Raw genomic sequence first — 14,973 nt, forward strand, 5'->3', positions numbered from 1 at the left:
GACGGCGCTTCGGATCGGATTTCTTGTCGAGCAGGTCAATCAAATCCTGGAAGACAGGAGCGCCGCCCAGGTTGTTTCCCTCGACGATTGGCTGAAAAAGCGTCGAGCAGGGGGGTTGAAGGTTTCGACACTGTGTTCGTATCAACAAAATTAGTTATTTGATTTTTATTTGGAATCGTCCAGGAGATTTTTCATCCATGAATGATTTGTTGAAACCTCAGCAGCGTGCCTTGCTCGAAGCGCTGAAAACTCTGAAATCTCGGGAGGAATCGCCGAACACCCACGCTGTCGCTCAGGCGATGGGGATTGTCTCGTCTCGGGAGACGCTCCTCCGAGACGAGCTATTCAACCTCGTCGAACGTGGCTTGGTGGAGCACGAGTATCGAGGGAGAATCCACCAGTGGAGCCTGTCCGACCTAGGTCAGGAGAAACTGGCCAATCCGGGGACCTATCAGCTGGATCAGGTGGAGGCCCCCGAGGGGCTGGTGTTCTTCGAGGCGTCGATCCGGGCAGGTAACAGGAAGGCCGGGGCCAAATCCTGGGGAAAGGTCCTTAAACAGGTAGACCTGGACAAGGAAGGAGGGTACGCCTTCGAGGGGACTTGGATGCCCGCGCTCCGCTGCGATTGGAGGTGCGGTGAGCGCGAATACCAGATCGCGCTACCTGCGGGGCAGTTGGTGCTCCTTGGCGGCTCAGGCGGCAGCCGCCAGAATTCGAGCGTTTCGGCCCTCCTCCTCCGGGTCGGTCGGGGAGAGGAAGGGGAGAAGAAGATCGGATACCAGGATTATTCCTGGAGCGGAGCAGTCCTGATCGCATCCACCGAAGACGCGTGCGAAATTCAAGAGGTAATCGATCGCTACCCGAAGCTCGCCCCTTGGGTCGGGAGCCGTTGGCTGCCGATCGTGTTGGCCTACCTTGAGGTCGCTATGGCCGAAGGTGTGCCGGGAAGTCACACCGAGTCGGTCGCCGCAAGACCTGCCCCGTCTGGATCGGGGTAAAACGATAACCGCTCACGGATTAAGAAGTCGGTCGCAAGAACCTGGACTTTGCCAAAATCTACAGCTGTAAGAGGCGTGGTTTTCCCATGGTTTTCGCTTTTCTTCGGTATTCGTCCTCCACCGCAGCGGGCTGTTGAGGGGCATTATCACCCCTCGACACTCGGAGACCGCGGAAAACGCAGGGGCCAGTAAGTCCGAGACCCTTCAGTTTTGGCAAAGTGCATAAGAATCCTTTCACTGGAAAAACTTCCAGTGCGGAGGATGCGGGCCGATCGGCTCAGAACGGCAACAGCCTCCGGAACCCGTGCCCCAGGATAACCGGGTACAACGCCAGGTTCCTGGCCAGGGCCGCCGAGGCGGAATATCCAGGGATCGGGCAGGGCTGCCCCTCCCTGCTCATTGCCAGGCATCCCGCCAAAGCTCGGAGGTGAGTTGGACCGAACGGCCCGTCGTGAATCCGGGCGATCAGGTGACCCGGCAGGCCCGATTCCCCGTGCAATGCCCCGAGCCAGCCGCCCAGGATCGCCCCGATCGAGTCGGTATCCCCGCCAGCGGAGATCGACTCCGTTAGCGCCGTCATCGGATCGTCGCCGTGCTTGAGGAAGAGAGAGGTGGCAAAGGCGAGGGTGGGGACGACGAAGCCGGTGGTGCCGCAAACCCTGGCCGCCTCCAGGGTGTCGGCACCGTCCAGGGCCAGTTCCCTGCCCGTGTCGATGGCGGCGCCAAGCTGGGCGTTGGTCACAATTCGGCGGGCTTGTTCCTGGCAGATGGCCGGAGAGGTCCCGATTGGCCTACCAGCACAAAAGGCGGCCAACTCGGCAACGTAGAGCGCCCCCTCGACGGCCCGCTCGTCCCGGTGGGTCACCTCGGCGATGGCCCTGCCGAAGGTCTGCCGCGTCTCCGGCCGGTCGTGGAAGAACACCCCGACGATCGCCGCTCTCATGGCGGCCCCGTTGCCCGCCGAATTGACGCCGCTGGGGGACAATCCCAGGGCAATCCTGGTGCAGGCCCGGATCGTCGCCATCCCGACACCGAAGGGCAACCGGCAAAACCAGCCGAGCAGCGATCGGCGGAAGGCTCGGAGGCAGTGATCCCGATCGTCCGGGTGCCTGGCGAGGGCCTGGGCCACCAGGGCGGCCTGCTCGGTATCGTCGGAGACGAAGCCGGTCGAGCCCAGCAATCGGAAGCGATCGACCCTGCCGAACCGCCGGGTGATGGCGGCTGCCGACATCCCCTCGGCGGGCAGTCCGAGGGCATCGCCCAGCGCCGTGCCCAGCAGCGTGCCGGAGAGGCGGTCGGTCATGGTGGTTGACGGGGCGGTGGCCACGGGGGCAATCCCAGAGGAGCATTCGAACCGGCATGCCCCAGCCATCTTACAGTAGTCAGAGGTTGTCTGCCAGCGGCCCCGATTCGACTCTTGCGGACGGCAATGCTCCGGTAACATGCTCGTCGGTGCGGCGAAGGCGAAGGCCGAGGAGGCGATCCGCATGGACGTGAGACGATGCGACTGGGCCAGGAATGACCTGGCGATCCGCTACCACGACGAGGAGTGGGGCGTGCCGGTCCACGACGACCGCCGCTGGTTCGAGTTCCTGACCCTCGAAGGTGCCCAGGCGGGGCTCAGTTGGGACACCATCCTCAAGAAGCGGGATCGTTATCGGATCGTGTTCGACGACTTCGACCCGACCGTGGTCGCCCGATACGACGAGGCGAAGGTGGCAACCCTGCTCGCCGATCCGGGCATCGTGCGCAATCGCCTGAAGGTCGCCTCGGCGATCACAAACGCTCGGGCATTCCTGGAGGTGCAGCGGGAGTTCGGCAGCTTCGACGCCTACATCTGGCGGTTCATCGGTGGCAGTCCGATCCGCAACGCCTGGCAGTCGATCGAGGAGGTCCCGGCCCGCACGATCGAGTCCGACGCGCTGAGCAAGGAACTGAAGCGGCGGGGCTTTCGGTTCGTGGGGACGACGATCTGCTACGCACTGATGCAGGCCACCGGCCTGGTCAACGACCACCTCGTCGGCTGCTTCCGTTACGCAGAGGTCGGCGATCATGCGGTTGGCCGGTGATCGAGTCTCGAACTCTCCCGTTCGATCACCGGCAGAATATTTTCGCTCGGCGAGCCGAACCCCGGACCGATCGGCGAGTTTCTGGCAAAGATTTGGAACGAGGGGCTCGGGTGGCAACCGGTGCCCAACTGGCTCCGCGTTAAGAAAAAAGGCGGGCCGCCGCCTGCGGACACCGCCTGGCAATGGTCAGGTCAGGATCGATCCCTCGGGCAAGGTATCGCCTCCTTTCGACTCATCGGCCGTGAGCCGCCCCGGTTCAACGTTCGGGGCGACCCGCTTGAATGCTAGGGCGCGGTTGCCAGGGGAGTCAATGGGCCAGCCATTGCCAACTGAAGGCTCAACTGCCCGAGGGGGATCAGCCGGGCCTCGTCGGCGGTACGATCGGGAAGTCGCCGTCCCGATGCCGCCGGGCCTCCTCCACGTAGTGCCGCCATCCCTCTTCGATCCGCCCCCGCATCGCCTCGTCCACCTGCCGGACGACCCGGCCCGGCATCCCGACGACCACGGAGCCCGGCGGTATCTGCTTCCCCTCGGGCAGCAATGCCCCGGCCCCGATGACCGAGCCGGAGCCGACCCGGACGCCGTTGAGCAGGATCGCCCCCATGCCGATCAGGCAGTCGTCCTCGACCGTGCAGCCGTGGAGGATGGCCCGGTGGCCGACGGTGACCCGACGCCCGACGACGCAGGGGACGCCCGGATCAGCGTGGATCATCGCGAGGTCCTGGATGTTCGTCACGTCCCCGATGGTGATCCGCTCGGTGTCGCCCCGGATGACAGCGTTGTACCAAATGCTCACGTCCTTGCCGATGTGAACGTCTCCCAGGACGACGGCCCCGGAGGCGATGAAGGCGGATGGGTCGATCATGGGATGGTCGTGGGTCATCGGATTGCCTCCTCCGGGTCAGGGAATCGCTCGCGGAGGTCGGGGGAGGCCATCGCATAGCCGTCCAGGTCCTCGGGCAAGGCGCCCCGGATGCACTGGACGTGCAGATGCGGGAACCAACCGCCGTTGACCTCGGCACGGCCCACGCCCCCGACCCTGACCCCGGTCGCCCACTGCTCTCCTCCGAAGGGGAGCGGGTCGTGCTCCAGGTGGGCGAAGATGAGGAACAGGTCCGATCCGGGCATCCGAACGATCACCCGACCGCCCCAACCCCCGTCCTGGTCGGGATCGGCCCAGACCTCCTGCACGACCAGCGGGCACGGGGCGAAGACCTCGGTCCCGGCGGGCACGTTGTAATCGACCCCGAGATGGACGAAGCGGCCGGTGGACTCCTGATAATGACCCCGCCAGAGGTGGGACCGATCCTCCAGGTAGCCGCCGAAGCTGAACTCGACCCCCGCCCGCTCTTGCCGCCGCTCGACCCACCTGCGGCAGACCTCGGGGTCGTTGAGCGGGTTGTCGCCTCGGGCACGCCCCGGCCCGGGAAAGTCGGTGCGGGCAAGGGCATCGAGGTCCAGGGCTTGCCATTCCCGGTCGGCCAACTGGGGGAATAATCTGCGATAGAGCATGGGGATGATGCCTCTCGGGCTTCTCCCGGTTCGGTGCCTTCGGCGACCCGGATTGTGCCTGATGTGAATGAGTCGGGGAAACCTCGATGAGCCGTGGATCATCCCTCAGCCTATGGCAACGACGGAGTCCACGCCATCGTGGCCCTCGGCATCGGCGAGCGATCGGCGCCGCCGGGACCTCGATCGGGATCATAGCGAGCCTGCTGGGACTCCGATATCCCTCGATCCGTCGCGTTCTTTGAGGACAACTCGACCACGCGCCCCGATGCCCGGAACGTGATGGCCTGGTAATCTGGGCGGATCGACGAGTCCAACCTCCTCGCCCAGGGCCACACCATGGATCGCCGCCGATTCCTCCAGGCCGCTGCCGCCTCCCCGTTACTCGCCTCCGGAAGCCTCCGCGCCGTGGAAGACGAGCCTCAGGCTCCCGTCATCGACACCCACCTCCATTGCTTCGCTGGGCGAGACGACCCCCGCTTCCCCTATCATCCCGACGGGCCGTACCAGCCCGAGGAGCCAGCCACGCCCGAGCGCCTGCTGCGGCTCATGGACGGGGCGGGCGTGGATTACGCCGTCGTCGTCCACCCGGAGCCCTATCAGGACGACCACCGCTACCTGGAGCACTGCCTCGATGTCGGCGGGGAGAAGCTCAAGGGCACCTGCTTGTTTTTCGCCGATGAGCCGGGCTCGCTCGATCGGATGACCGAACTGGTCGAGCGACGGAAAGGCCAGATCGTCGCCGCCCGAATCCACGCCTACGCCCCGGATCGGCTGCCTCCCTTCGGCACCCCGGAACTGCGGGCACTCTGGGAGCACATCGGCGAGTTGGGTCTGGCGGTGCAACTCCACTTCGAGCCGAGATACGCCCCCGGCTTCGAGCCGCTGATCGAGGCATTTCCCGAGACGACGGTGATCATCGACCACCTGGGCCGCCCGTTCCAGGGCACGCCGGAGGAGCACGCCGTCGTGGTCGGCTGGTCAAGGTATCCGAACACGGTTATGAAGCTCTCGTCGATTCCGGATCAGCGCCAGTATCCGCACCGGGACATTGCCCCGGTGATCCGGACGCTGACGGATTCCTACGGCCCCGACCGGCTGATCTACGGCGGCGGCTTCAACGCCGAAGCCACCGGGGAGTCGTATCGGGCCTACCGGGAGCGGCTGCGGTCGTACTTGACGCATCTGACCCCCAAGGAACAGGAGAAGGTCCTGGGAGGAAATGCAGCGAGGCTGTTCGGGTTCGGGGCGGGAGGCAGATGAGGGGCAGCCTCATGCACGTTCCTGGCGGGCCAGACGCAGGCTGCTCATCATGCCGAGCACCAGCACGGCAATGCTCAGAGAGACGACCACCAGCAGCACGAGCACGATCCCGGTGGGGCTGAGGCCCAACGCCGCGTCGGGTCGCCCCGCCCCCGACGGCCAGGAAGCGGGGTAGTGCGTCCGTCGCCAGGGCCGACTCATCAAGAGATGGCCGAACGAATGGGGCCTTCCCCCTGACATTTCATGGGGAGGCGACGTGGCAGTTAAGCTTTCTCGCTATCGCATCCAGCAATCTGAGATCGGGATACCGAGAATAACCACTCAATGCGTCTTCTGGGACGAAGTACTCAAAGCCCTTTTTTTGGTAGATGGCGTTTGCTGCAATCAATGTATTGAATTCGCCGGAGTCAAGATGCTGGTCCGAGAGTTGAAGACTGCGATACGCTTCGACCAAGTTGTGACCAAACTGGCTTTTGACCCGAGATTGCTTCAAAGACTGCAGGTGGAGCGACTTGAGTCGCAACTCGATCGCTCGGCAAAGCAGGAAAAAAGGAAGAGGAGAGAAGCTATCCGGGCTTTCGAAGTCTTGGAAGCATTTATAGAAGTGATATGATGTCCGGTGAAATGCCTCCGGAGATAGGTTTGCTTCGATTGTGGGAAGAGAGATGACTTGATCCGTCACTTGCGAACCTCCGCCGCCTATAGAATCCATGTAAGCCGTGGGGCCGCCTCGGGAGGAACCTTGAGGTGGTTGACAAATCCCAATGCTACTTTGCCGAGGAGCCCCACGACCATGGCCTCCTTCATCGGTATCGATCTTGACAAGTTCAAGAGCGTCACCTGCGTCGATGACTCGGAGACCACCGGGGCGACCTTCGCCACCCTGCCGACCGACCCTGAGGCACTGAGGGAGTCATTCGACCGCATCCGCCCCGACCTGATCGGCTTCGAAGCCGTCCGTCCCTGGCCGGTGGACGATCTCGGGGTCAGGTGATGCATTTGCATCACCTGCTGAGCGTCTGCTGGCGGCCCACCAACTTGTCAATTTGACAAGTTGGCCCGATGAGGTCGTCGCCACGCTCGGGGCGAAATCCAATCGGAATTCGACTTCGGAGTCCGATGGGATGACCTGGCCAACTGACCCCTGCCTGATTGGGATATCCCCAAGCTGCCAGGGTCGAACCCCTACGAACCCCGTCCGCTTCGGGGGGCCGAGCCCAGAGGCTACGGGGATCGTCCGCGCCGAGATCGAGGCCCGCAGAGTACACGGACAGCTTGAGCCCCGTCCACCGCGACGAACGACCACTCCACCTCCGATAACTCGTCTCCGAACCCTCTCCCCCAGCCAGAGGACGAACACCTGATCCCTGGGGGACAACCGAGTGAGCCACATCGTCACCATCAAGACCGAGGTCCGGGACGCCGAGGCGGTGAAGGGCGCCTGCAAGCGGCTCGACCTCGACGACCCCGTCCACGACACCGTTCGGCTCTTCAGCGGCGAAGCGACGGGATTGCTCGTCCATCTGCCCGGCTGGACGTACCCGGTGGTGATCGACACCGCCAACGGACAGATCAATTTCGACAATTACGAGGGTCGTTGGGGCTCGCAAGAGCAACTCGATGCCTTCATCCAGGCGTATGCCATCGAACGGGCGAAGATCGAGGCACGAAAACGGGGTCATCGCGTCCACGAACAACCTCTCCCCGATGGCTCCGTGAAGCTGACCATTCAGGTCGTCGGGGGTGTCTCTTGAGCAAAATCATCGAGATCACCGTCGACCCCAAGGGCGAGACCAGGGTCGAGACCAAAGGATTCGCCGGGGCTGAGTGCCGGATCGCCAGCGGATTCGTCGAGAAAGCCCTCGGTCAGAAGACCGCCGAACAGATGACTCCCGAGTTTTATCAGGCAGATCAGACCCGCCAGGACATCCGGCAATCTTCCTGATTGTCTCCGGGCTGTGGTTCCCAGCCACGGCCCCCTCCCATCTTTTGCTTATGCCTCTGAACATCAGGAGCCTGCCATGACCCTCTCGGAGCGCCTGTCGGAGTACGTCCGTGCCGCATTCAGCGGCATCTGGATTCAGTCCCACGAGCACGATGACGCCCTGCTGGAGATGGGCTCCGTTGCCCGAGCGAACGACTGGAACCTCGTTTCCTGGGATATCGACCGGGGCATGGCCATCAACGGGCAGGTCGCCAATCCGGAGATCACCCCCGCCGCCGCCGACCCCTTATCGGCGATCAAGGCGTTGAATTCCGTGGGAAATCCCAGCGGTACGACGATCCTCGTGCTCCGCAATTTTCACCGGTTCCTCGGGTCAGCGGAGATCGTCCAGGCCCTCGACTCGGCGATCAGCCAGGGCAAACAGAACGGGAAGATCGTCGTCATCCTGGCGCCGGTGGTGCAGATTCCGGTCGAACTGGAGCGTCTGTTCGCCGTCATCGAACACGACCTGCCGGGTCGGGATCAACTCGAACAGATTGCCCGAGCAATCGCCACGGAGCCCGGCGAATTGCCCGAGGGAGACGACCTGGGCATGGTGCTCGATGCGGCGGCGGGGCTGACGAGAGTCGAGGCCGAGAACGCCTTCAGCCTGTCCCTGGTTCGTCATGGGCGGATCGTCCCGGAGACCCTCTGGGAATTGAAGACCGGGATGCTCAAGAAGTCGGGGTTGCTGACCCTGCACCGGGGCGGCGAGCGTTTCGACGACCTGGGAGGACTGGATGCCCTCAAGAGCTTCACCAAAAAGGCACTGGCCGGTGCTCGCCATGGTACGGGAGTACGACCTCGGGGCGTCCTGCTCCTGGGCGTTCCTGGGACTGGCAAGTCGGCCTTTGCCAAGGGCCTCGGGAACGAGACGGGTCGCCCGACCCTGGTCATGGATGTCGGAGCCCTGATGGGTTCCCTGGTCGGGCAGACCGAGACGAATATTCGCCAGGCGTTGCGAATTGCCGATGCGATGGCCCCCTCGATTTTGTTCATCGATGAAATTGAAAAAGCACTCGCGGGAGTGCAGTCCAGCGGCCAGACCGATAGCGGGGTCGGGGCCCGGCTCTTCGGGACGTTCGTGACGTGGTTGTCGGATCACGAATCGGATGTCTTCGTGGTTGCAACGTCCAACGACGTATCGAAATTGCCCCCGGAGTTCAGTCGTTCGGAGCGCTGGGACGGGACATTCTTCCTCGACCTTCCCGCTCAGAAGGAGCGAGCCGTCATCTGGGACCAGTACGTCTCCAAATTCGGGATCAACCCCGACCAGTCGTACCCGATCGACGAGGGCTGGACGGGAGCCGAGATCAAATCAGCGTGCCGCCTCTCGGCCTTGCTCGACGTGCCCCTGGTCGAGGCGGGCAGGAACGTCGTGCCCGTCTCCGTCACGGCTGCCGAGTCGGTGGAACGGTTGCGCAACTGGGCCAGCGGGCGCTGCCTCTCGGCGAATCGGCCCGGCATCTATACCCGCAACCAGGGCGGGTTGCTGCCACCCGGAAACCCGAAGTTCATCAACCCTTCGATGAACTGATCCGGCGAAACTTGTCCGGAAACCCTGTCGACCAAACGAGGAACGTCACCTGAATTTGACACCACGGAGGTTACCGATGGACGCCCTTCTCGACGAGCCCCGGAGTGCCACCGGGAACGACCACTCTCCGGCCGAAAATCTCCGGGCATCCATGGCCGCCGTCCGGGTGTCGTTCACCTGGCTCGGGACGCGGAAGTCTCTCACCCCCGAGCAGCGAGCCCAGGCCGCCCGGCCGTTCGACGCCGAGGGCCAGTACCTCAGTGCCGGGAAGAAACTGCTCGACACGCGCCATTCCGCCTTCAAAGCCGTGACGGCAATCAAGTCCAAGATCGCCTCGACCTGGAAGTCGATGAGCTTGCCGTTCCCCGAGCCGGGGGTACGGCTGATTCGGCGGGATCAAGTGGAAGAATTTACCACTTGGATGACCGACTATCGGGCCGAGCTTGCCGAGGCCGTCGCCAACCTCGATCGGCATTTTGGCGATCTGAAGCAGGCCGCCGCCGAGCGGCTGGGGCGCCTGTTCAATCCCAGCGATTATCCCGAGACGTTGATCGGTCTCTTCGAGGTGTCCTGGGATTTCCCGTCGGTCGAACCGCCGGACTACCTCCGGGAACTCAATCCGGCCCTGTACGAGGCCGAGCGAGCCCGTGTCGCCGCCCGGTTCGACGAAGCCGTCCAGATGGCAGAGTCGGCCTTCCTCGAAGAATTCGGGCGCCTGGTCTCCCATCTGACCGAGCGGATCGGCGGGGTCGGTGCGGACGGCAAGCCGAAGGTCTTCCGGGATAGCGCAGTCGGCAACCTGGGTGACTTCTTTGAGCGTTTCCGCTCGCTGAACATCAGCAGCAACGACCAACTCGATGAGCTTGTTGCCCAGGCCCAGAAAGCCGTCAGAGGCGTCGGCGCCCAGGAACTCCGGGACAACGGAGACCTCCGGCAGAAAGTCGCCTCGGAGTTGTCGATGGTTCAGTCGGCCCTGGACGGGCTGATGGTGGACAAGCCCAGACGGCGGATCATCCGACCCACGGCATCGAAGGAGGTGTAACCATGATATTGATTGTCGAAACCAATGGGGAGGTCCGGGGCATCTACGGTGAGGCAATCGCCCTGGATGCCCTCGGTCGACCCCGGATCAGTAGGGCCAGCCACGTTGAGCCGGATGACCGGGGGTGCTGGATGGCCGACCTCTCCCCTGTCGGGGGGCCGGTGCTCGGCCCGTTCGGGCGGCGTTCGGAAGCACTGGGGGCGGAAGGGTCGTGGCTGGAGGAGAATTGGCTGGAGGCCAGAAGAGAAGAGCCGAGTCACCAGTCTTCCGTCGAGACGATTGCTGGAATCTCAGGTTGATCGAGGTGGAAATCCGGGCATTGACTTCCCCCCGATGACTCCAACCAATCAAGGTCATCCGTGTTGAACCCCAATAGAAATGTCCGGTTTGTACTCGATCGAAGTGTCCGCTGATCATCCGTTCTTGGGGAGCGGAGAGGTGGGCCTCCAGGGGTGGTCGGGGGCCGGGCGGTATGGAGGGTTCGCGGCGGGGGGCGGGGTGCTGTCGGTGTCATGAAACGAACGAGGCCAACCGGTTTGACCCGGCTGGCCTACGATGTCGGTTCGATGGCGGGCGATCCGTCGGCAGGATCGCGCCTCGTCAACGTGCCGCGAGGGCTCGTTTTCGGGGCCTGGATTCCCGGTTCGGCCGCTCGTGACGATCCCGCTCCGGGACGCTCTCCACCTCGTCGGGGACGAGGGCGCAGACGAGCACGACCTCTCCCCGTCGCTCGACAGCGACCCCATGGGCCTGTTCGGGGCGACCGGTCAGTCCGGCAACCGCAAGTTCTCGGGCCACGCCGGGCGCATCCTCGACCTCCAGGCACTCCAGGATCGTCAGGAGGACCCGCCACAACTGGGCCAGCGTTGGTCGGGTGATTCGGGTTTGCATGGCGTCCTCCCTCTCGATGTCGTCCTGTCCCTCGCTCGTCTTCGCAGACGAGGCCAGAGACAGACCCGTTACGGCCTCCGCAGGTTCGCGTGACGTGCAACCTGTCCTCAAACCCTGCCCACCGATCCCCGAGAGGCGGCAACCCCGAAGAGGAACTCATCCCATGCCCCAAGAGATTCGAGCAGACGACTGGGCGGCCGAGGTCGTCCAATCCCCGCTGCCCGTCCTGGTCGATTTCTATTCGACCTACTGCGGCCCCTGCCGGACGCTGGCCCCGCTGATCGACCGGCTGACCTCGGAGTACGAGGGCTTCGCTAAGGTTCTGAAGCTCGACACCGCCGAGCGGGGCGAAATCGCCGTCGCCCTCGGGATTACGTCTGTCCCCACGGTCGTCGCCTTCCGGGATGGCGAGGAGGTGGGTCGGCTGGTCGGCCTTCGACCCGAGTCGGAGTACCGGCGGCTCCTGTCACAGGCCGGGGTTCCGTAAAGGGTCGGTCGGGGTCTCCGAGTCGATCGCGGCGGCCTTGGGCAAACCTGTCCGCGAACCCTGCTCGCCAGTCGAGACTCGTCGCAAGAGCCGGAGGATCGCATGAACGATGTCGCCGACCTGAGCATCGCAAACCACGGCTCGCTCGTCCTGGTCTCCCCGGTCAGCGACGAGGGCCGAGCATGGCTCGAAGAGCACTGCCCCGAGGACGACGATCACATCTACTTCGGGGACGCCCTGGTCGTCGAGCCCCGATATGCCGCCGACCTTGCCGAGGGCGCCACAGCCGACCGCCTGATGGTGTCGTAAATCCGCAACGCCAGACTGGGACAAACGAACACCGGAAGCGAGATCGTGTCCATCGAGAACCAAGAGGAGGTTGCCCATGTCCGTCCGAGCAATGATCTGGTGCCCCGGCAATGGCCAGGATGCCAATGAGAAGGGTACTTATGTTTTTGCACACGGGGGCGGCGATCCCGAGTGGATCGTTCCACTGCTGCTCCAAGCTCACGACCTGGGACGCGAACCACGCCAGGGGTTCGTCTGGCCCGATCAGGAGTACGACGAGAGTTGGAAGATGGGGCGAGCGGGATACGCCGCCAGCCTGCTCTGCTCAACCGATCCCAAGGGCCTTCAGGTCGATACCTACCCACTCCTCGATGGGGGTCGGCTCTACGGGGATTTGGACTACCTCTATGTTGTCCGACCCGTTCTCGGCGACGACCGCAGATACACCTGGAAAGTCGAAATCCGGGTTCCCAGGCGGGCGTTCTGGGAGAACCCCACCGCCGAGAACACCCGAGTCCTCGCCCGCAGCCAGCCGATCGGGAAGCTCGCCCGCTACCACCGACGCAAGGCGAAGCAACGGGAGGAGGCCCTCTTTCGCAGGTCAGCGATGACATGCTCGGTGACGATCGGCACTCCGACCTGAATCGTCGGGCCTGCGGCGAAGACGGAACGCTCGGCCCCGACGTGCCTCCGGGGACTGAGCCGGGGGGCGAACCCATGACCAACTCGGAGTGCCCCGACCCGAACTGCAGGGCCTGCGGCGACTTGCTCAACTATCGGACGGCCGAGACGGATTTGAATCACGTCGAGGAACAGTTGACGCTCTGCGTGGCCTGCTTCGAGGAAGTGATCCACGGAATCCTGCGGGTCTGGACGTGGAGTCCGTATCCGCCGCCGGGCTACGGGCAAGTGGAACGGCAGCGATGGGGGCGTCGAAAAACTGATTGTTGATGCGAATCTCCAGGGGGGTACACCCGATGGCGAACGAATCGATCGACCTGGGAGCCGAGATCGAGCGGGTGCGGGGCGAGTTGATCCTGTTCCGGGACGACATCCTGCCGACGTTCTACCGGCCGGGCGGCCTCGTCCCGGATACGGCCGCCGACAGGCAGGAGAATCCCCTCGCCCGCGTCATCCATCCCCTGAACGACTGGCAGCGGGCGACGACGAGGTTGATCGAGGCACTCCCCGCCGGGCGGGGCAGGGGAGATGTGCCCGAGCCGGATCGAGCGTCCTTCAAACCCTTCATGTTCCAGGAGCCAGGAGCCTCGTACTCCGTACGGGACGGTCGCGGATCACCCTCTATGCGGGCACGGATGCGGACGCCGCCCTCGTCCTCTCGTGGCTCGGGGAGACGCCGGACGACCCGGTCGGGACGATCATGGTCGACCCCCATGGGTTCGCGGAGCGGATCGTCGAAATCCCGGTCGACAACTCGGCCCTCTGGAACGCCCTCTCCCTGGTCGCCCCGATCCTGGCGGATGCCGATCCGAGCCTGCTCCGACGCCTGCTCGACCCGGAGACCTATCGCAGGCGGGTGGATGCCGATCGGGATGTCCCGCCGGAGACGTTCCAGGAACGGCAGCGAATCCTCGGGAAATGGTTCGGGCACGTCCTGAACAACGCCCTGCTGCACGCGGTCGCCGGTCTGGCGAACAACCACTTCGGCGAGATTGCCGGACTGCTGGGGCATCCGAACGTGCAGGGCCGGTACACCGACCTGATGCTGCATTACACGTTCGCAATTCTCTTCGAGAAGGTGAGAATCCTTCATGGGTTGGCCCGAGGAGGTTTTCAATCGTGAGATCGGAACGTGAAAAATGTCCCAACTGCGAGAAGCGGCGTGTCCTGGGATCGGACGGCATCTGCAAGGCGTGCAGCGCCGAATATTATGACGGGGCAATGTGTTCGCGGTGCGACCTCGACCTCGATGACTGGGGATATTGCATCAACGACCGCTGCCCGTTCAATGACCGCCATCAGGACGAAGGCAGGGGGCGCATTGAGCCGGTCTCGACCGAGGAGCAGGCACAGATCGAGCGGATTCTTCGTCGTGGGCAAAAGTCAAAATCCACTCGTCCCAGGGATGAATCGTGACTCTCTCGAAGACTGAACATGCAGGTCAGCATCCCCCACATCTGGGCATCGACCTGGACGGCACCATCGACGAGGCCCCGGCGTTCTTTGCTGCATTGAGCCATTGCTGGCCCGGCAAGGTTTTCGTCATCACCTTCCGGGATGACGCGGCGAAGGCTCGGGCCGATGTCGAACGTCATGGCGTCCGGTTCGACGAATTGGTCCTGGTGAACACCTTCGCCCAGAAAGCAGAGGTCATCAAGGAGCGGGACATCGGGGTCTATTTCGACGACCAGGACGAGATTTTGCTCCACATCCCCGAGGGGGTGACGATCCTCAAGATTCGCAACGGCGGCAATTACGACTTCGATTCCCAGCAATGGCTCTACAGCAACCTGACCGGCAGGCAAGTCTGAGCAAAGGGGGGACATAGTGAGCCACGTCGGGAACCTCTTCAAACAACGACGGGTCGAACGAAACCTGACCTTCGGGCAATTGGCCCGGATGGTCGGCTACGAAAACCTGAGCCGGGGCTCGAACCGAATCCAGGCGTTCGAGCGCGGGGGCAAGGTCGCCCCGGACTTGCTGGAGAAACTTGTCGAGGCCCTGGAGATCGACCACCAGGATGTTCGGCGGATGGCCGCCGAGGACTACCGTGACTGGCTGGCCTGGGCCAATGAGCCGGTTCGGCCCTACCTCGTGCTCAGATACATGGCCTGCGTGTATCAGCGGATCGAGTTACCCGATGACCTCCTCGAACCCGAAGCGGCCGAGGCGTACGCCAGCCAGGTCGCCAAAATGAAGCGACTGATGGTTTGCTTGGTCCTGT

At 63.7% G+C, this 14,973-nt stretch carries 23 protein-coding genes; 17 read left to right on the forward strand and 6 right to left on the reverse strand.

Annotated features, from left to right (window positions below):
- The first annotated feature begins 197 nt into the window (after positions 1-197).
- Complete coding sequence (locus GA615_RS26530; protein WP_152054374.1) at positions 198-998, forward strand: hypothetical protein; 801 nt, start codon at positions 198-200, stop codon at positions 996-998.
- Positions 999-1,275: 277 nt separating this feature from the next.
- On the opposite strand, the gene GA615_RS26535 is transcribed toward GA615_RS26530, so the two are convergent.
- The gene (locus GA615_RS26535) at positions 1,276-2,325 is read right to left on the reverse strand and encodes an ADP-ribosylglycohydrolase family protein (RefSeq protein WP_235905686.1); all 1,050 of its coding nucleotides are present in this window, start codon (positions 2,323-2,325) and stop codon (positions 1,276-1,278) included.
- Between the two features lie 160 nt (positions 2,326-2,485).
- On the opposite strand from GA615_RS26535, the gene GA615_RS26540 reads away from it, so the two are divergent.
- Positions 2,486-3,067, forward strand: a complete 582-nt coding sequence (locus GA615_RS26540; protein ID WP_201750340.1) for a DNA-3-methyladenine glycosylase I — start codon at positions 2,486-2,488, stop codon at positions 3,065-3,067.
- 355 nt (positions 3,068-3,422) lie between these two features.
- On the opposite strand, the gene GA615_RS26545 is transcribed toward GA615_RS26540, so the two are convergent.
- On the reverse strand, positions 3,423-3,950 hold the full coding sequence (locus GA615_RS26545) for a gamma carbonic anhydrase family protein (RefSeq protein ID WP_235905687.1): 528 nt from the start codon (positions 3,948-3,950) through the stop codon (positions 3,423-3,425).
- Entirely contained in the window at positions 3,947-4,579 is a 633-nt protein-coding gene (locus GA615_RS26550; RefSeq protein WP_161602587.1) for a hypothetical protein, read from the reverse strand. The genes GA615_RS26545 and GA615_RS26550 overlap by 4 nt, the downstream gene beginning before the upstream one ends.
- A gap of 336 nt (positions 4,580-4,915) precedes the next feature.
- Between GA615_RS26550 and GA615_RS26555 the strand changes: the two genes are divergently transcribed.
- Entirely contained in the window at positions 4,916-5,839 is a 924-nt protein-coding gene (locus tag GA615_RS26555) for an amidohydrolase family protein (RefSeq protein ID WP_152054376.1), read from the forward strand.
- 9 nt (positions 5,840-5,848) lie between these two features.
- Here the strand turns inward: GA615_RS26555 and GA615_RS26560 are convergent, their stop codons facing one another.
- Both GA615_RS26560 and GA615_RS26565 read right to left on the reverse strand, forming a co-directional pair.
- The gene (locus tag GA615_RS26560) at positions 5,849-6,040 is read right to left on the reverse strand and encodes a hypothetical protein (protein ID WP_152054377.1); all 192 of its coding nucleotides are present in this window, start codon (positions 6,038-6,040) and stop codon (positions 5,849-5,851) included.
- Between the two features lie 40 nt (positions 6,041-6,080).
- Positions 6,081-6,521, reverse strand: a complete 441-nt coding sequence (locus GA615_RS26565) for a hypothetical protein (protein WP_152054378.1) — start codon at positions 6,519-6,521, stop codon at positions 6,081-6,083.
- 111 nt (positions 6,522-6,632) lie between these two features.
- On the opposite strand from GA615_RS26565, the gene GA615_RS26570 reads away from it, so the two are divergent.
- The 6 genes from GA615_RS26570 (at position 6,633) to GA615_RS26595 (ending at position 10,701) form a co-directional block, all read left to right on the forward strand.
- Positions 6,633-6,833 (forward strand): hypothetical protein, encoded by a 201-nt coding sequence (locus GA615_RS26570; RefSeq protein ID WP_152054379.1) that lies wholly within the window; start codon positions 6,633-6,635, stop codon positions 6,831-6,833.
- Between the two features lie 388 nt (positions 6,834-7,221).
- Positions 7,222-7,593 (forward strand): DUF1257 domain-containing protein, encoded by a 372-nt coding sequence (locus tag GA615_RS26575; protein ID WP_152054380.1) that lies wholly within the window; start codon positions 7,222-7,224, stop codon positions 7,591-7,593.
- Positions 7,590-7,784 (forward strand): DUF2997 domain-containing protein, encoded by a 195-nt coding sequence (locus GA615_RS26580; RefSeq protein WP_152054381.1) that lies wholly within the window; start codon positions 7,590-7,592, stop codon positions 7,782-7,784. The genes GA615_RS26575 and GA615_RS26580 overlap by 4 nt, the downstream gene beginning before the upstream one ends.
- 76 nt (positions 7,785-7,860) lie before the next feature.
- Complete coding sequence (locus GA615_RS26585; RefSeq protein WP_152054382.1) at positions 7,861-9,360, forward strand: AAA family ATPase; 1,500 nt, start codon at positions 7,861-7,863, stop codon at positions 9,358-9,360.
- A 76-nt stretch (positions 9,361-9,436) separates the two neighbouring features.
- Positions 9,437-10,402, forward strand: a complete 966-nt coding sequence (locus GA615_RS26590; RefSeq protein ID WP_152054383.1) for a hypothetical protein — start codon at positions 9,437-9,439, stop codon at positions 10,400-10,402.
- 2 nt (positions 10,403-10,404) lie between these two features.
- Positions 10,405-10,701 carry a hypothetical protein gene (locus GA615_RS26595; protein ID WP_152054384.1) on the forward strand — a complete coding sequence of 99 codons (297 nt, stop codon included), beginning with the start codon at positions 10,405-10,407 and terminating at the stop codon, positions 10,699-10,701.
- 301 nt (positions 10,702-11,002) lie between these two features.
- Here the strand turns inward: GA615_RS26595 and GA615_RS26600 are convergent, their stop codons facing one another.
- Positions 11,003-11,293 carry a hypothetical protein gene (locus GA615_RS26600; protein ID WP_152054385.1) on the reverse strand — a complete coding sequence of 97 codons (291 nt, stop codon included), beginning with the start codon at positions 11,291-11,293 and terminating at the stop codon, positions 11,003-11,005.
- Between the two features lie 163 nt (positions 11,294-11,456).
- Here GA615_RS26600 and GA615_RS26605 point away from each other — a divergent pair, with 163 nt between their 5' ends.
- The 8 genes from GA615_RS26605 to GA615_RS26640 all read left to right on the forward strand — a co-directional run.
- The gene (locus tag GA615_RS26605) at positions 11,457-11,780 is read left to right on the forward strand and encodes a thioredoxin family protein (RefSeq protein ID WP_152054386.1); all 324 of its coding nucleotides are present in this window, start codon (positions 11,457-11,459) and stop codon (positions 11,778-11,780) included.
- A gap of 102 nt (positions 11,781-11,882) precedes the next feature.
- On the forward strand, positions 11,883-12,089 hold the full coding sequence (locus GA615_RS26610; RefSeq protein WP_152054387.1) for a hypothetical protein: 207 nt from the start codon (positions 11,883-11,885) through the stop codon (positions 12,087-12,089).
- A 76-nt stretch (positions 12,090-12,165) separates the two neighbouring features.
- Entirely contained in the window at positions 12,166-12,711 is a 546-nt protein-coding gene (locus GA615_RS26615) for a hypothetical protein (protein ID WP_152054388.1), read from the forward strand.
- A complete protein-coding gene (locus GA615_RS26620; RefSeq protein ID WP_152054389.1) occupies positions 12,681-13,019 on the forward strand; it encodes a hypothetical protein in 339 nt (112 codons plus the stop codon). Before GA615_RS26615 ends, GA615_RS26620 begins: the two co-directional genes overlap by 31 nt.
- 430 nt (positions 13,020-13,449) lie before the next feature.
- Positions 13,450-13,872, forward strand: coding sequence for a hypothetical protein (locus tag GA615_RS26625; RefSeq protein ID WP_152054390.1), 423 nt, complete (start codon positions 13,450-13,452; stop codon positions 13,870-13,872).
- Entirely contained in the window at positions 13,869-14,165 is a 297-nt protein-coding gene (locus GA615_RS26630; protein WP_152054391.1) for a hypothetical protein, read from the forward strand. Before GA615_RS26625 ends, GA615_RS26630 begins: the two co-directional genes overlap by 4 nt.
- On the forward strand, positions 14,162-14,560 hold the full coding sequence (locus tag GA615_RS26635; protein WP_152054392.1) for a hypothetical protein: 399 nt from the start codon (positions 14,162-14,164) through the stop codon (positions 14,558-14,560). The genes GA615_RS26630 and GA615_RS26635 overlap by 4 nt, the downstream gene beginning before the upstream one ends.
- 16 nt (positions 14,561-14,576) lie before the next feature.
- Positions 14,577-14,973, forward strand: a 397-nt coding sequence (locus GA615_RS26640) for a helix-turn-helix domain-containing protein (protein ID WP_152054393.1), incomplete at its 3' end; no start/stop codon positions are given.

Source organism: Tautonia marina (assembly GCF_009177065.1).
In the GTDB taxonomy this organism is placed as follows: Bacteria; Planctomycetota; Planctomycetia; order Isosphaerales; family Isosphaeraceae; genus Tautonia; species Tautonia marina.

Bases quoted from the DNA above. Each gene is read 5' to 3' on its own strand.
- GA615_RS26530 (WP_152054374.1), top strand. From the start codon at position 198: ATGAATGATTTGTTGAAACCTCAGCAGCGTGCCTTGCTCGAAGCGCTG.
- GA615_RS26540 (WP_201750340.1), top strand. From the start codon at position 2,486: ATGGACGTGAGACGATGCGACTGGGCCAGGAATGACCTGGCGATCCGC.
- GA615_RS26545 (WP_235905687.1), bottom strand. From the start codon at position 3,950: ATGACCCACGACCATCCCATGATCGACCCATCCGCCTTCATCGCCTCC.
- GA615_RS26550 (WP_161602587.1), bottom strand. From the start codon at position 4,579: ATGCTCTATCGCAGATTATTCCCCCAGTTGGCCGACCGGGAATGGCAA.
- GA615_RS26555 (WP_152054376.1), top strand. From the start codon at position 4,916: ATGGATCGCCGCCGATTCCTCCAGGCCGCTGCCGCCTCCCCGTTACTC.
- GA615_RS26560 (WP_152054377.1), bottom strand. From the start codon at position 6,040: ATGAGTCGGCCCTGGCGACGGACGCACTACCCCGCTTCCTGGCCGTCG.
- GA615_RS26570 (WP_152054379.1), top strand. From the start codon at position 6,633: ATGGCCTCCTTCATCGGTATCGATCTTGACAAGTTCAAGAGCGTCACC.
- GA615_RS26585 (WP_152054382.1), top strand. From the start codon at position 7,861: ATGACCCTCTCGGAGCGCCTGTCGGAGTACGTCCGTGCCGCATTCAGC.
- GA615_RS26590 (WP_152054383.1), top strand. From the start codon at position 9,437: ATGGACGCCCTTCTCGACGAGCCCCGGAGTGCCACCGGGAACGACCAC.
- GA615_RS26595 (WP_152054384.1), top strand. From the start codon at position 10,405: ATGATATTGATTGTCGAAACCAATGGGGAGGTCCGGGGCATCTACGGT.
- GA615_RS26600 (WP_152054385.1), bottom strand. From the start codon at position 11,293: ATGCAAACCCGAATCACCCGACCAACGCTGGCCCAGTTGTGGCGGGTC.
- GA615_RS26605 (WP_152054386.1), top strand. From the start codon at position 11,457: ATGCCCCAAGAGATTCGAGCAGACGACTGGGCGGCCGAGGTCGTCCAA.
- GA615_RS26610 (WP_152054387.1), top strand. From the start codon at position 11,883: ATGAACGATGTCGCCGACCTGAGCATCGCAAACCACGGCTCGCTCGTC.
- GA615_RS26615 (WP_152054388.1), top strand. From the start codon at position 12,166: ATGTCCGTCCGAGCAATGATCTGGTGCCCCGGCAATGGCCAGGATGCC.
- GA615_RS26620 (WP_152054389.1), top strand. From the start codon at position 12,681: ATGCTCGGTGACGATCGGCACTCCGACCTGAATCGTCGGGCCTGCGGC.
- GA615_RS26625 (WP_152054390.1), top strand. From the start codon at position 13,450: ATGGTCGACCCCCATGGGTTCGCGGAGCGGATCGTCGAAATCCCGGTC.